The 13,801-nt window shown below is 72.5% G+C and carries 12 protein-coding genes and 1 pseudogene; 5 read left to right on the top strand and 8 right to left on the bottom strand.

Going from position 1 to position 13,801, the window contains the following annotated elements:
* The first annotated feature begins 36 nt into the window (after positions 1-36).
* A complete protein-coding gene (locus ACN6LM_RS21375) occupies positions 37-996 on the top strand; it encodes a helix-turn-helix transcriptional regulator (RefSeq protein WP_445066974.1) in 960 nt (319 codons plus the stop codon).
* Positions 997-1,252: 256 nt separating this feature from the next.
* Here the strand turns inward: ACN6LM_RS21375 and ACN6LM_RS21370 are convergent.
* Positions 1,253-2,051: pseudogene (locus tag ACN6LM_RS21370) on the bottom strand (aminoglycoside phosphotransferase family protein).
* Between the two features lie 57 nt (positions 2,052-2,108).
* Positions 2,109-2,783, bottom strand: a complete 675-nt coding sequence (locus tag ACN6LM_RS21365) for a formylglycine-generating enzyme family protein (protein ID WP_445066973.1) — start codon at positions 2,781-2,783, stop codon at positions 2,109-2,111.
* A gap of 262 nt (positions 2,784-3,045) precedes the next feature.
* On the opposite strand from ACN6LM_RS21365, the gene ACN6LM_RS21360 reads away from it, so the two are divergent.
* On the top strand, positions 3,046-3,666 hold the full coding sequence (locus ACN6LM_RS21360; RefSeq protein ID WP_445066972.1) for a PadR family transcriptional regulator: 621 nt from the start codon (positions 3,046-3,048) through the stop codon (positions 3,664-3,666).
* Positions 3,667-3,725: 59 nt separating this feature from the next.
* Here ACN6LM_RS21360 and ACN6LM_RS21355 read toward each other — a convergent pair whose 3' ends face one another.
* Positions 3,726-3,914 (bottom strand): hypothetical protein, encoded by a 189-nt coding sequence (locus ACN6LM_RS21355; protein ID WP_445066971.1) that lies wholly within the window; start codon positions 3,912-3,914, stop codon positions 3,726-3,728.
* Between the two features lie 148 nt (positions 3,915-4,062).
* On the opposite strand from ACN6LM_RS21355, the gene ACN6LM_RS21350 reads away from it, so the two are divergent.
* The gene (locus tag ACN6LM_RS21350) at positions 4,063-5,052 is read left to right on the top strand and encodes an EamA family transporter (RefSeq protein ID WP_445066970.1); all 990 of its coding nucleotides are present in this window, start codon (positions 4,063-4,065) and stop codon (positions 5,050-5,052) included.
* Here ACN6LM_RS21350 and ACN6LM_RS21345 read toward each other — a convergent pair.
* Positions 5,049-5,735, bottom strand: a complete 687-nt coding sequence (locus ACN6LM_RS21345) for a pyridoxamine 5'-phosphate oxidase family protein (protein ID WP_445066969.1) — start codon at positions 5,733-5,735, stop codon at positions 5,049-5,051. The genes ACN6LM_RS21350 and ACN6LM_RS21345 overlap by 4 nt on opposite strands.
* 35 nt (positions 5,736-5,770) lie before the next feature.
* Here ACN6LM_RS21345 and ACN6LM_RS21340 point away from each other — a divergent pair, with 35 nt between their 5' ends.
* Positions 5,771-7,102 carry an aminotransferase class I/II-fold pyridoxal phosphate-dependent enzyme gene (locus tag ACN6LM_RS21340; protein WP_445066968.1) on the top strand — a complete coding sequence of 444 codons (1,332 nt, stop codon included), beginning with the start codon at positions 5,771-5,773 and terminating at the stop codon, positions 7,100-7,102.
* A 53-nt stretch (positions 7,103-7,155) separates the two neighbouring features.
* Here ACN6LM_RS21340 and ACN6LM_RS21335 read toward each other — a convergent pair whose 3' ends face one another.
* Positions 7,156-8,115: a DMT family transporter gene (locus ACN6LM_RS21335; protein WP_445066967.1), complete on the bottom strand. Its 960-nt coding sequence runs from the start codon at positions 8,113-8,115 to the stop codon at positions 7,156-7,158.
* A gap of 74 nt (positions 8,116-8,189) precedes the next feature.
* On the opposite strand from ACN6LM_RS21335, the gene ACN6LM_RS21330 reads away from it, so the two are divergent.
* A complete protein-coding gene (locus ACN6LM_RS21330; RefSeq protein WP_445066966.1) occupies positions 8,190-9,104 on the top strand; it encodes a LysR family transcriptional regulator in 915 nt (304 codons plus the stop codon).
* Between the two features lie 33 nt (positions 9,105-9,137).
* On the opposite strand, the gene ACN6LM_RS21325 is transcribed toward ACN6LM_RS21330, so the two are convergent.
* The 3 genes from ACN6LM_RS21325 to ACN6LM_RS21315 all read right to left on the bottom strand — a co-directional run bounded on the left by ACN6LM_RS21325 (position 9,138) and on the right by ACN6LM_RS21315 (position 13,673).
* Positions 9,138-11,282 carry a prolyl oligopeptidase family serine peptidase gene (locus ACN6LM_RS21325; RefSeq protein WP_445066965.1) on the bottom strand — a complete coding sequence of 715 codons (2,145 nt, stop codon included), beginning with the start codon at positions 11,280-11,282 and terminating at the stop codon, positions 9,138-9,140.
* Positions 11,283-11,348: 66 nt separating this feature from the next.
* Positions 11,349-12,890: an MDR family MFS transporter gene (locus tag ACN6LM_RS21320; RefSeq protein WP_458576027.1), complete on the bottom strand. Its 1,542-nt coding sequence runs from the start codon at positions 12,888-12,890 to the stop codon at positions 11,349-11,351.
* Between the two features lie 180 nt (positions 12,891-13,070).
* On the bottom strand, positions 13,071-13,673 hold the full coding sequence (locus ACN6LM_RS21315) for an acyl-CoA-like ligand-binding transcription factor (RefSeq protein WP_445066963.1): 603 nt from the start codon (positions 13,671-13,673) through the stop codon (positions 13,071-13,073).
* Positions 13,674-13,801 lie beyond the last annotated feature (128 nt).

Raw genomic sequence — 13,801 nt, 5'->3', positions numbered from 1 at the left:
GCCGCGTCGTGTCGCAATTCCTGGGAAAATTGGTGGGTGACGCCAGACCGCTTCTTCTCCCTGATGCTGCTCCTCGCATCGAGAGATGCCATGACCACACAGGAACTTGCCTCGGCGCTCGGGGTGTCCCTTCGAACCATCACCCGGGACCTGAACTGGCTCCGCGACGCCGGTCTGCCGGTGACCGCGCAACGGGGTCGCCTCGGAGGCGTGACCATGCTGCCCGGGCTCGACCTCACGCGACTCACGCCGGGCGAGCGTGATCATCTGTCGCTCACCGGACTGGACGAGAAGCAACGTGCGGAGCTCGACGCATCGGTCGAAGGCCAGCGGGCGCTCTCCAAGATCGCCGCTGCACAGTCACGTCGAGTTCATGAACTCCTGCCGCTCACCGACGTAGTGCACGTGGACAGCCGCCCCTGGACCCAGGCGCACCCCTCCGGCACGACTCCGGCTTCGCTGATCGGCCCAGTGCGGCGAGGCCGCCGGCTACGGATCGAGTACGACAGCTCACGCGAGCCGTGCCCTCGCGACCTGGTCGTGGATCCCTACGGGCTGTTCGCCAAGGCCGGCATCTGGTACCTCGTCGCCGACCGTGCCCGAGTGCCACGGATGTACCGACTCGAACGGATCACGACGTGGGAAGAAGTCGACCAGCCACGACGGATCCACGAGAGCCGGACCCTGGCCGCCGTCGCCGCAGCGCTCGTTGCTCAGTGGGAACACAACCACGCGATAGAGGTCAGCGCCACCATCGACCGGACCCAGATCGAGCGAGCGCAACGGATCTTCGGCCAACGACTCGTCCGGGACGGCCATGACGAATCCGCCACCGGCCACAAGGTGACGATCCGCTTCCTGCAACTGGAGGACGTGCGAGCACTGCTGCCGTTCGGGAGCGCCATCACCGTGCACGGCCCCACCGAAGCCAGGGCTCGTCTCAGCGAGCTCGCCACCCACCTTGCCCACCACTATGCGCCGTCACCGAGGGCCTGACTCGTGACAAGTCAACGGGGGACGTGGTGGGGGACCTGCCGGTGTGTCCGAAGAGGCTGCCCTTGCGAGGGCTGACGCCCTCGCCCCGCCCCGCAACGAGTCACTGGAAGGCCGCCCTGCACGGTCTGTTCGGGCCCCCTGCCCGAAGGGCGCAGCAGGTCACAGCGCCGGACGTGCTCGCGGCGTTGCCGTCGGCAGGCATACCGCCAACGCAAGGCGATGCTCTCGTGAGTCTGTCCTCGAACGTCCAGGCCGGTCAGTTCAGCAGGACAGCCTCGAACGTCTGACGGTGGTCCACCAGCCAGGTCCGCATGCGGTCCCAGCGTTCCCATCCACCGCGCTCGGCCAACGCCTGGAGATGGACGGGGTCTCCGCCGGCCACGCGACGGGCGACGAAGGCCCGGCAGACCTCCGTGGCCTGCTCGATGACGCCGGGCAACGCGGCGCGGTCCCCCGCCGAGAGGCCATAGCTGTCGGCAAGAATCCGCAGCCGTGCGGCCGCATCCAGCCCGGGGGGATAGAAAGCGGCTGCGGACTCGGGATCAAGCATGGGCACCCAGTAGCGGGCGGTCATGGCGATATCCCAGAGGGCACGACCCGGGGCCGCCAAGTCGAAATCGATCAGGGCCGCGGCACGACCGTCGCGGAAGACGACGTTTTCTGGGCACACATCGTTGTGGCACAACATCGTTCCCCCCTCCGGGTCGGCGAGGTCCGGGGGCCACTCGGCACGGGTGTCGACCGCGACAGCCGCGCTGGTCTCATGCAGACGCCGGAGCAGGCTCCCCACCGATTCGAGGGCAGAACTCGTCATCGCCCAGTCCGGGAACGGCGGCAGAGCCGCATCGCCACGGATGAAAGTCAGCTGCTCACGGCCATCCGCGGTGAGAGCGACAGGCGCCGGCGCCGCGTCGAAGCCGTGCTCCTTCAGCGCAAGGAGACAGGCATGCAGGGCGCGCGTTGCGCGGTGCCGGTCGCTCCACCAACTCCCCTCGGCGGAAGATCGCCCCCGCGTTCGCGATGCCGCCGGTCAGCGCCTCGTCCTCAGCCGTCATGAGGATCACGCTAACGCCCGAGCGAGCCCGCACGGGCCGGGCTGCACACGACGTGGATCAGCTCATGACGGAACGCGCGACCCGGAATCCCACGTCGTCGACCTGGAAAGCCGGGTGGCTGCGGCGCCGCGCGGAGGCCCGGCAACTCCAGTGCTCATCGAACCAACCACCGCCACGGAGCACCCGGTAGGCGCCATAGACCTCGGCGTCGTAGACATCCCAGCACCAGTCCCAGACGTTGCCGAGCATGTCGTAAAGCCCCCACGAGTTGGGGCGTTTGCCGCCCACCTCGTGGATGCGCTCGTGCGAGTTACCGCGGTACCAGCCGATCTCGTCGAGATCCCCGTAGTGCGGCCCGGTCGTCCCGGCACGGCAGGCGTGCTCCCACTCGGCTTCGGTCGGCAGTCGATACCCGTCGGCGGACGCGTCCCACTCGATGTCTTCGGCCCCGGCGCGGAAGTGGTACGCGGGCGTGAGGCCGGTGCACTGGGACAGTGCGTTGCAGAACCGCGCCGCGTCCCACCAGGAGACGCACTCGACGGGCAGCTGGTCCCCAGGGGCGGTACTCGGCCGCTGGCCTGTGATCTGTGCGTACAACGCCTGGGTGACCGGGTATGCCGCGAGCTGGTAGGGCGCAAGCTCGACCGGCCAACTGCGCTGTGTCCGCCGGTCCGACAGCGTCACCTGCCCCGGCGGGATGGCGATCATCTCGTTCCCCATCATCACGTCCATGATCAGGAGATCCTAACGAGCCCTGCCCTCGCGAGACGACGGAGCCACTGACGGTTGTCCTTGGCTGACACGAATCCGCACGTGGTCATCCCGCACCGCCGCAGACAGCCATCGATCATCCTGCAGGCAATCGATCAACGTTCACCGGCACAGGCCGGCAGGACCGGCCCAGGGTTGTCATGCGATCTGTTCCGATATATCGTTGAAGCATCGCGACAGTACAGCGATAGGTAAGAGATCAATGTGAGTAGAGGAGTGCGTCATGCGTTCACATGGATTCGAGCATGGACATGAACATGGGCATGGTCACGGGCGCGGCCCGCACGGCCCCGAGGGTCGCCGTGGTGGTTTCGAGGGGCAGCGGGCGGCATTCGGGCCGTTCGGGCCGCCGTTCGGCGGTGGGCCCTTCGGGGGCGGACGGGGCCGTGGCGGCGGCAGGGGCAGGGCGCGGCGCGGTGATGTGCGCGCCTCGATCCTGGCGCTGCTCAAGGACCGGCCGATGCACGGGTACGAGATGATCCAGGAGATCGGCGAGCGCAGCGGAGGGGCCTGGCGGCCCAGCCCCGGCTCGGTGTACCCGACCCTCCAGCTGCTGGAGGACGAGGGGCTGATCACCAGTGCGAGCGAGGGCGGCAAGAAGCTGTTCACGCTCACCGACACCGGCCGCACCGAGGCCGAGACCGGGCCCGAGGCGCCCTGGGAAGAGGCCGGACGCGGCGTCGACTGGGAGAGCATGAACGAGGTCAGGCAGGCCGCGTTCGGTCTGATGGAGGCGTTCGGTCAGGTCTGGAAGACCGGCTCGGCCGACCAGCGCGACAAGGCGGTCGCCGTCATCAATGAGGCCCGCAAGAAGCTGTACCTCATCCTCGCCGACGAGCACTGAGCCCGCCGTGGGCCGGTGTGACGGAGCCCGGCGGCCCGGGCCGCCGGGCTCCTCGCCGTCTACGCGTCCGTCGTGACGGGCCAGATCCGCGCCGCGTCGAAGCGGTCGGACGCGCGGGGGTGCGGTCCGTCGTCGTGGCAGTGGAACGCGCACCAGAACAGATCCGCGGGCAGGGCATCCAGCGGCGCGTGGACCCGGTAGACGTACTCGCGCCCGTCGAGCGCCGGCAGGGACACCAGCCAGCTCACCCGGCCCCCTCCCGCCGCACCGCGAACAACCGCTCCGTCCTTGTGGGACGTGCAAGGGCGGGAGGTCGGTTGCCCCGTCCCGCGGAGCGCCGTGCGCGTCAGGCGTCACCGGAGTGACGCTCCTGACCGCGGCTGTCATGATGTGCCGATGCACGCGTCTCAGGGGAGAAGCGCCGGCCTGGGACTCGCCCTCGCCTCGGCCTTCGCATTCGGCGGTTCCGGAGTGGCGGCCAAGCCGCTGATCGAGGCGGGGCTCGCCCCGCTCCACGTGGTCTGGCTGCGGGTGGCGGGCGCCGCGCTCGTCATGCTGCCGGTGGCCTGGCGCCACCGGGCGCTGGTGCGCGGCCGGCCCGTGCTCCTGCTCGGCTTCGGGCTGCTCGCCGTCGCGGGCGTGCAGGCCTGCTACTTCGCGGCCATCTCCCGGATCCCGGTGGGCGTCGCGCTGCTGGTGGAGTACCTGGCCCCGGCGCTCGTCCTCGGCTGGGTGCGCTTCGTGCAGCGGCGACCGGTCACGCGGGCGGCGGCCCTCGGGGTCGTGCTCGCGGTCGGTGGCCTCGCCTGCGTGGTCGAGGTGTGGGCCGGACTCGGCTTCGACGCGGTCGGGCTGCTCCTCGCGCTCGGCGCGGCCTGCTGCCAGGTCGGCTACTTCGTCCTCTCCGACCAGGGCGGCGGGGAGGCGTCCCCGGGCGGGCCCGAACCCCCGCACCCGGTCGGCGTCATCGCGTACGGACTGCTCATCGGCGCTCTCGTGCTCACCGTCATCGCCCGTCCCTGGGGCATGGAGTGGTCGGTGCTCGGCGGCGACACGGCCATGGACGGCGCCCGGGTGCCGGCCTGGCTGCTGCTCGTCTGGATCGTGCTGCTGGCCACCGTCATCGCGTACGTCACCGGGGTGATCTCCGTACGCCTGCTGTCACCGGCGGTCGCGGGCGTCGTCGCCTGCCTGGAAGCGGTCATCGCGACCGTGCTCGCCTGGGTGCTCCTCGGCGAGCACCTGGCCGCCCCGCAGCTGGTCGGCGGCGCGCTCGTCCTGGCCGGCGCCCTCATCGCACAGTCGGCCACGCCCCGGCCGCCCTCCGGGCCGGTGGCCTCGGGGGCGCCGGACGTCACCGGGGAACGCGCCGACGCCCGTCTCTAGGGCAGGTACGCCGGTACGTCGATCGACGGGTTCAGGTCGTCCGCGGGAACCGGGATGCCACAGGCCGGGGCGACGGGGACGACACCGGCCCAGTACGGCAGGCCGACGTCCCGGGGGTCGTCGTTCGGGCCGCCCGTACGGATCTTGGCGGAGACCTCGCGCAGGTCCAGCCGGATGACCGCGGTGGCGGCCAGCTCCTTGCCGTCGGCCGGCCGCGAGTCCTTCGAGCGCCCCGGCACCACCTGGTCCACGATCGCGTCCAGGGCGACGCGCCGCTCCTCCGGGTCGGTCACCTCGTACGCCGTCCCGTGGACGACCACCGAGCGGTAGTTGAGCGAGTGGTGGAAGGCCGAACGGGCCAGCACCAGGCCGTCGACATGGGTCACCGTCAGGCATACGGGAAGCCCCTCGCCGCTCCCGGCCGCCCGCAGCGGCCGCGAGCCGGTCGAGCCGTGCACGTACAGCCGCTCGCCGACCCGGCCGAAGAGCGTCGGCAGCACGACCGGTGCGCCGTCGCGCACGAAGCCGAGGTGGCAGAGGTAGGCGGCGTCGAGTATCGAGTGGACCGTCTCCCGGTCGTACGCGGCGCGGTCCCGCGACCGGGTGGGGACGGTGCGGCCCGTCGGCTCGTAGCCGGATGAGGCGTCCGGGGACGTGGTCTGCTGGGAAGCGGTCTCCGGCATTGCGAACTCCATTGCACTAGTGCATACTGTTGTTTGTGCTAGGAGAGTATCGGATCAGTGGGCGGCGTGCGCAGGAAATCGCCGCCAGCGTCGAACGCGGGGTCGCTTCGGGCGAGCTGCCGCCGGGTCATGTGCTGCCTCCCATGCGGGAGCTGGCGGCCCGGCTGGAGGTGAATCCGAACACCGTCGCGGCGGCCTACCGCACGCTGCGCGAGCGCGGGGTGATCGAGACCGCCGGGCGCCGGGGCAGCCGGATCAGGCCGCGCCCCGCGAGCACCGCGCGCGGTTCGCTGCGGGTCGAGGCGCCGCCCGGGGTACGGGACCTGGGCGACGGCAGCCCCGATCCGGCGCTGCTCCCGCGCCTGGGCGAGGCGTTCGCGTCCGTCGCCGAGGCGTATGCGCGCGAGCCCGGGCTGTACGGGCAGGCGGCCGTGGACCCGGAGCTCGCCGCGCTCGCGCGCGCCGCGATGGACGCCGACGGGGTGCCCGCCGGACCGGTGGCCGCCGCCTCCGGTTCGCTGGACGCGATCGAGCGGGTGCTCTCCGCCCACCTCAGACCGGGCGACCGGGTCGCGGTCGAGGACCCCGGCTGGGGCGGACTCCTGGACCTGGTGCCGGCGCTCGGCATGCGGCCCGTGCCGATGGCGCTGGACGAGGACGGGCCGTTGCCGGACGCGCTCGAAGCGGCGCTCCAGGCGGGTGCGCGGGCCGTCGTGGTCACGGACCGGGCGCAGAACCCGACCGGGGCCACGGTCTCCGAGGACCGGGCGGGGCGGTTGCGGGCGGTCCTCGCCCGGCACCCGGACGTTCTGCTCATCGAGGACGACCACGGCCACGCCATCGTGGACCAGCCGCTGTACCCGCTGGCCGGGGTCACGGGCCGGTGGGCGTTCGTCCGCTCGGTGGCCAAGGCGTACGGGCCGGACCTGCGGGTAGCGGTGCTGACCGGGGACGCGGTCACGATCGACCGCGTGGCCGGCCGCCAGCGGCTCGGGCCCGGCTGGGTCAGCCGGCTGCTGCAACGGACCGTGGTGCACCTCTGGAGCGCCGGCGCCGTGGACCCGCGCGCGGTGGCCCGGTCCTACGCCCGCCGCCGGGACGCCCTCGTCCGCGCGCTGGCGGAGCGCGGTGTGCCGGCGTACGGCCGCAGCGGGATGAACGTCTGGGTGCCGGTGAGCGACGAGACGGGCGCGGTGGCCCGGCTGTTGCAGGCGGGCTGGGCGGTGGCGCCCGGGGCCCGGTTCCGTATCGCCGCGCCCCAGGCGGTCCGGATCACCGTCTCCCCGCTCACCGACGCCGACATCGGAGCGCTGGCCGACGCGGTGGCGCGGGCGGCGGGACCGGCGAGGCCGCTGAGCTACGGATGAGGCCTCGGCGTCATGGGCGCGGCCCCGGCTTCACGGATGAGGCCGCCGGTCCCTCAGGTGCGCCGCCGGCTCTGGGTGAGCGCGGCTCCGGCCAGGACGACGAGCGCGCCGACGGGGGTGTTCCAGCTCAGCTGCTCGCCGAGCACGGCCACGCCGGCCGCCGTGGCGATGACCGGGATGAAGTAGGTGACCATCTGCGCGGTGGTCGGCCCCACCTCGTTCACCAAGCCGTACTGGAGCAGCACCGCCAGCCCCGTGCCCAGCGCCCCGAGCGCGACGACGGCCAGCGTGGGCAGGACGGGGAAGCCGCCGGGGGCAGTGGTGAACAGCGGCGTGACGACCGCGAGTTGCACCGTGCCCAGGAAGAGCTGGCTGCCGGTGAGCGCGAGGGTCGACGCGCCGCTGCCGGCCAGCGTCCGACGGACGTAGATCCAGCCGACCGGGTAGCTCAGCGAGGCCAGGAGGGCCATCGCCGTGCCGCTGAAGTCCAGCCCGGAGAAGCCCTGCCAGGCGCCCAGCACCGTCAGGACGCCGAGGAAGCCGAGGCCGAGACCGGCGACGCGGCGGCGGGTCGGCCGGTCCTCCGAGAGGGCGACGAGCGACAGCGCCATGCCCCACAGGGGTGAGGTCGCGTTGCAGATGCCCGCCAGAGTCGAGGGGATGGACAGCTCGGCGTAGGCGAACAGGGAGAACGGCAGGGCGTTCAGAAAGAAGGCCGCCACCGCCAGATGGCCCCAGGTCCGGGCGGACCGCGGCAGCCGCTCCCGCTTCACCGCCATGACCACCGCCAGGACCGCCGTGCCCGACAGGAGCCGTCCCAGGGTCACCTGGAACGGGGCGTACGCGTCGGTCCCCACCTTGATCAGGAGGAAGCTGAAACCCCAGATCAGTGAGAGCGCCGCGAAGCGCAGCCGCCAGTCCAGGGCCGTCCGCCGGGCGTCGGCGTCCGGCGGTTCGGGGCGTACGGCAGGGGAGGGCTCGGGGGTGGCTCTCGGCGTGGTCGGGGCGCTCATGGTGACAACGATCGCCGCCACCACCTCGTAGCACAAGTGAGATTTTGTGCGCTGCTTCACGTAGCATCGCTTACATGTTGAACCTGGAGCGCCTGCGCACCCTGGACGCCCTGGCCAGGCTCGGTTCGGTCAGCGGCGCCGCCGAAGGGCTGCACGTCACGACCTCGGCCGTCTCGCAGCAGATGGCGAAGCTGGAGCGCGAGGTCGGCCAGCAGCTCCTCGCCAGGAACGGGCGCGGGGTGCGGCTCACCGACGCGGGCCGGCTGCTCGCCGGCCACGCGGCCCGCATCCTCTCGCAGGTCGAGCTGGCGCAGTCCGACATCGAGGCCCAGCGCGGTGAGGTCGTGGGGGAGATCCGGCTCGGCGCGTTCCCCACGGCCGCGCGCGGCCTCTTCCCCTCGACGCTGCTCGCCCTTCGCGCCGGCCACCCCGAACTGCGGGTGCGCACCCTGGAACTGGAGCCCGAGGCCGGGATCCGGGCGGTACTCAGGGGCGACATCGATCTCGCGGTGGTCCTGGACTGGAGCAACAAACGGCTCCCGGTGCCCGGCGGACTGACCCGGGCGGAACTGCTGGACGACGCCCCGGACATCGCGATGCCGGCGAGCCACCCGCTCGCCGACCGTACCGAAGTGGACCTGGAGGACTTCGCGGACGACGACTGGGTGTCCTGGCCCGAGGGCGAATTCTGCTACGACTGGCTGATGTTCACGCTCCGCTCCAAGGGCATCGAACCGCGCATCGCCCACCTCGCGGGTGAACACCACACCCAACTCGCGCTGATCGCCGCCGGGATGGGCGTGTGCGTGGCGCCCCGGCTGGGGCGGGGGCCCGTGCCCGACGGGGTACGGCTGGTGCCGGTGCGCCAGCGGATGCGCCGTCATGTCCACGCCGTGTGGCGGACGGACGCGGACCGGCGGCCCTCGGTTCGCGCGGCGGTCGCGGCGCTGCGCGAGGCGGGGCGGGAGCTGGACGACCCCATGGGGTGAGCTGGACGAACCCATGGGATGAACGGCGTGCCGTCAGGCCCGCAGCGCGTTCCGCAGGAAGTCCCGTTCCAGCCGCAGCAGCCCGCTCGCCGTGCGGTCCCGGCTCACCAGGTGACCGGCCCCGGACAGCGGCAGCACCGTGTGCGGGCGGCCCGCGGCGAGCAGGGCCGAGGAGAGGCGCAGGGTGTGCGCCACGGTGACGTTGTCGTCGCCGAGCCCGTGCACCAGCATCAGCGGCCGGGTCAGCGACGCGGCCTCCGCCGACAGCGAGTTGCGGTCGTAGTTCTCCGGCAGCACGTCCGGGTGGCCCAGGAAGCGCTCCTCCCAGTGGGTGTCGTAGAGCCGCCGGTCCGCCGGGGCCGCGCCCGCCACCGCAGCGTGGAAGACCTCCGGATGCCGGAGCACCGCCGCTGCCGCGAGGTACCCGCTGAACGACCAGCCGCGCATCGCCACCCGGGTCAGGTCCAGCTCGGGGCGGTCGGCGGCCGCCGCGTGCAGGGCGTCGATCTGGTCCTCCAGCACGGCCGTCAGCCGGTCGCCGTGCACCGACTTCTCCCATGCCTCGCCGCGCCCCGGCGTGCCCCGCCCGTCCGTCACCAGGACCGCGAACCCCTGCTCCGCGAACCACTGGGCGACCGCCGTCCACCAGGCCCGCACCTTCAGCACGACCTGCATGCCGTGACCGGCGTACGGGCTCAGCAGCACCGGCAGCGGCCCGTCGCCGGGCCGGTGCCAGGACGGCAGGTAGAGGCGGCTGCGCAGACCCCGCGCGCCCAGGCTCAGCGCCAGGGGGCGCGGAGTGACGAGCGGTTCCTCGGCCAGGACGTCGATCCGGCCCGTCGCCGCGCCGTCCCGCAGCACGGTCACCGTATGGCCGTCCGGCGTCCGGCTGTCGAGGACCACCACCGGGCCGCCGACGGCTGCGGTGTGCACACCGGGCGCGCCGGACACCCGGGCCGGGCCGCCGCCCTCGGCCGCGTCGTACGACCAGACGTGGACCTCGGTGGGCTCGTCGCCGCCCGTGAAGTACACCAGCCCGTCCGCCGCGCCGAGCACCTCGCGCACCTCCAGGCCCGGCGGCGTCGGGGCGCCGCCGATGTCCAGGCCCTGGGTGTCGCCGCCGGGACGGGCGGGTACGACGAGCGCGCCGGACGGCAGGCGCAGCGGAGTGCCCGGGCGCAGGGCGACCCAGGCGGGATCGTGGGCGCGGTGCAGGGTTCTGGTGGCGCCGGTCGCCTCGTCCACCGCAAGGACGTGCACGGTGCGCTGGTCCCGGGTCTGCACGGAGACCAGGGGACCCCGGTCGTCCCAGCCCGCCGCCACCACGTACTCGAACGCCCGGTCCGTCCAGGCGCCTTCCGGGTGCCCGTCGCCCGCCGCGCCGGGGAGCCGGACGGCGGTGCGCTCGCCGGACAGTCGTACGAGGTGCAGCGAGACCTTCGCGTTGGGGGTCCCGGCGGCCGGGTACGCCAGCTCGCGGGGCGGCCGCTCGGGGTGCGCGGGGTCGGTGAGGTAGCGGCGCCGGACGCCGGTGGTGTCGGTGCGGGCCACCAGGAGGGCGTCGCCGCGGGGGGACCACCAGTAGCCGCGCGTACGGCCGATGGACTCCTGCGACACGTGGTCGGACAGGCCGTACGTGACGTGCGCGCCGTCCGGTCCGGCGAGCGCGCGGTCCCCGGTGCCGTCCGCCCGCACCGTACGCAGTGCGCCGCCGGAGACGTACGCGATCAGCGAGCCGTCCGGGGAGGGGCGGGGATCGACGGCGGGCCCGGCCGTCGGCAGGCGGCGGGGTGCCGAGCCGTCGGCGGGGACGACCCACAGGGCGCCCGCGAGGGTGAAGGCCGCCAGGCGCACCGAGGCGTCGGTGGCGTACGAGACCACTCCGGAGGAGGTCTCGCGGGCGCGTTCCCGCCGGGCCCGTTCCTCCGGCGGGACCTCCCCGGGGGCGTCCTCCGCGAAACCCGGCGCGAGCGGGTCGGCGAGCAGCCGCTCCGTGCCGTCCTCGTACAGCCAGAGCCGGCTCACCGGGTCGTCGCCCGACGTGCCCCGGACGAACAGGATCCGCTCACCGCCCGGGGAGACGGTGAACTGCCGGGGCACGCCCAGCGAGAAGCGCCCGGTGCGGGCGAACTGTTCGGGAAAGGCATCGGCCGCGCGGCTGTCGGAGGGGGGCGTCATCCCGACACCATGACAGGTGGCGCGGCGGCGAGCCGTCCGGGGCCGTCCGGCCCCGGACGGCCGCGATCAGTGCGCGGCGGGGGCGGCGGGCTGGGACGCCGCCGCGGTCTCCTCCGCCAGGCGCTCCATGCCGCTCTGGGTGCGCAGTGGCTTCTCCTTGATGAAGAGCACCGCGACGAGCGCCAGGAACGCGAAGGGGGCGCCGATCAGGAAGACGTCGGCGGTGGCGACGCCGTACGCGTTCTCCACGATGACGCGCGCCGGCTCCGGCAGCTTGCTGAGCTCGGGGACACCGCCGCCGGCCGCGCCGCCGCCCGCCCCGCCGAAGCCCTTCTCCAGCTCCTGGGTCACCCGGTGGCCGAGGACCGCGCCCAGCGCGCTCGTACCGATGGCGCCGCCGAGGCTGCGGAAGAACGACAGGACCGAGGTGGCCGCGCCGAGTTCGGAGGCGGGCACGTCGTTCTGGGCGGCCAGCACGAGGTTCTGCATCAGCATGCCGACGCCGACGCCGAGGACCACCATGTAGACGCTGAGCAGACCGAACGAGGAGTCGGCGCCGATCGTGGAGAGCAGGCCCATGCCCGCGGTCATGATGACGCCGCCCGCGATGAGGAAGCCCTTCCACTTGCCCCGGGCGGAGATGATCTGCCCTGCCACGGTGGTCGAGATCATCAGACCGAGGATCATCGGCAGGCTCATCAGGCCCGCGGCCGTCGGGGACTTGCCCAGCGAGATCTGGAAGTACTGCGAGAGGAACACCGTGCCGCCGAACATGGCGACACCGACAAGCAGGCTCGCCACCGTCGTCAGTGCCACGGTGCGGTTGCGGAAGATGCCCAGCGGGATGATCGGTTCCGCGACCCGGGACTCGACCCACACCGCGGTGGCGAGCAGGATCACACCGGCGGAGACGAGCGCGGCGGTCTGCCAGGACGCCCAGTCGAAGCGGTTGCCCGCGAGGGTCACCCACAGCAGCAGCGAGCTGACACCGCTCATGATGAGGACGGCACCCACGTAGTCGATCCTCACCTCGCGGCGGATCGTCGGCAGCTTCAGGGTCAGCTGGAGCAGCACGATCGCGAGCAGCGCGAACGGCACCCCGATGAAGAAGCACCAGCGCCAGCCCAGCCACGAGGTGTCCACGAGGACCCCGCCGATCAGCGGACCCGCGACCGTGCCCACGGCGAAGACGGCACCGAAGATGCCGGAGTAGCGGCCGAGTTCACGCGGCGGGATGATCGCCGCCATCACGACCTGGGCGAGGGCGGTGAGACCGCCCGCGCCGATGCCCTGGACGACACGGCTGACGATGAGCAGCCCGACGCTGTGCGAGAAGCCCGCGACGAGCGAGCCGACGACGAACATCGACAGCGAGAGCTGGATGAGCAGCTTCTTGTCGTACAGGTCGGAGAGCTTGCCCCAGATCGGCACGGTCGCCGTCATGGCGAGGAGCTCGGCCGTGACCACCCAGGTGTACGAGGACTGGGTCCCGTGCAGGTCGGCGATGATCCGGGGCAGGGCGTTGGAGACGACCGTGGAGGCCAGGATGGCGACGAACATGCCGGCCATCAGGCCCGACATGGCCTGGAGTATCTGGCGGCGCGTCATGCCTGACGCGGCCCCCTCGGTCGGACCGGCGGCGCCGGTTTCGGGTGTGACGGCAGCGGTCATCGGCTGACGTTCCTCATTCTCTGGTGACTGGCTCCGCGCCCAGTGGTGCGGCGCGGAGGGTGGTGCGGTGGGTGGTGCGGCGGGTGACGAGCGGGCCGGCGGGGAGCGCCGGGCGGCTCAGCCCTTCAGACCGGCGGCCAGTGAGGCGAACGCCTCGCGGTACAGGCTCTGGAAGGTACGTGTACGGCCGGTGGCCACCCAGACCTCGACCGCGGCGCGCACCGCGGCCAGGGCCACGTGCGCGAGGAGCCGGGGGTGGAGGTCGGTCTCGGGGTCCTGGCCGAGGCGTTCGGCGACGACGGCGACCATGGCGTTCTCGTCGGCGCCCCGGGCGGCCAGGAAGTTGGGGAGGAGGGCAGGGCTCTTCCTCAGCACCTCCAGCTGGAGCTCCCAGCGCTCGTGGTCCTCCTCGATGGAGGCGAGCTCCTGGGCGATGGCCTCGCTGAGGGCTTCGAGCGCGGTCAGGTGCTCGGGGGCGTTGAGTACGGCCCGGCGGGTCCGCTCGGCGTTCTCCTGGACAGGGCGCGTGATCGCGTCCTCCAGGCACGGGAAGTAGTTGAAGAACGTGCGCACGGAGACCCCGACGGCGTCCGTGACCGCTTCCACGGTCACGTGCTCGAAGCCGCGTTCGGCGGCCATGCGCAGGGCCACGCCCGCCAGGGCGTCACGCGTGGCGCGCTTCTTGCGTTCACGCAGGCCCAGGGGCGGATCGTCGCTCATGAAGATGCATGCTATGCAATTTTGCAGGCTGGGCAAAATTTTAAACGGGGGGTGGGGGCAGGTGTGCGCGCGGGGGGCGGGTGCGCGGAAACCGGTGGCCGGTGGGTCGATCCCGGTGATAGGCAGTC

This window comes from Streptomyces sp. SAS_281, assembly GCF_052542855.1.
This window is presented reverse-complemented; position numbering and strand designations above follow the sequence as displayed.

Bases quoted from the DNA above. Each gene is read 5' to 3' on its own strand.
- ACN6LM_RS21365 (WP_445066973.1), bottom strand. From the start codon at position 2,783: ATGGACGTGATGATGGGGAACGAGATGATCGCCATCCCGCCGGGGCAG.
- ACN6LM_RS21360 (WP_445066972.1), top strand. From the start codon at position 3,046: ATGCGTTCACATGGATTCGAGCATGGACATGAACATGGGCATGGTCAC.
- ACN6LM_RS21350 (WP_445066970.1), top strand. From the start codon at position 4,063: ATGCACGCGTCTCAGGGGAGAAGCGCCGGCCTGGGACTCGCCCTCGCC.
- ACN6LM_RS21345 (WP_445066969.1), bottom strand. From the start codon at position 5,735: ATGCCGGAGACCGCTTCCCAGCAGACCACGTCCCCGGACGCCTCATCC.
- ACN6LM_RS21335 (WP_445066967.1), bottom strand. From the start codon at position 8,115: ATGAGCGCCCCGACCACGCCGAGAGCCACCCCCGAGCCCTCCCCTGCC.
- ACN6LM_RS21330 (WP_445066966.1), top strand. From the start codon at position 8,190: ATGTTGAACCTGGAGCGCCTGCGCACCCTGGACGCCCTGGCCAGGCTC.
- ACN6LM_RS21325 (WP_445066965.1), bottom strand. From the start codon at position 11,282: ATGACGCCCCCCTCCGACAGCCGCGCGGCCGATGCCTTTCCCGAACAG.
- ACN6LM_RS21320 (WP_458576027.1), bottom strand. From the start codon at position 12,890: ATGACGCGCCGCCAGATACTCCAGGCCATGTCGGGCCTGATGGCCGGC.
- ACN6LM_RS21315 (WP_445066963.1), bottom strand. From the start codon at position 13,673: ATGAGCGACGATCCGCCCCTGGGCCTGCGTGAACGCAAGAAGCGCGCC.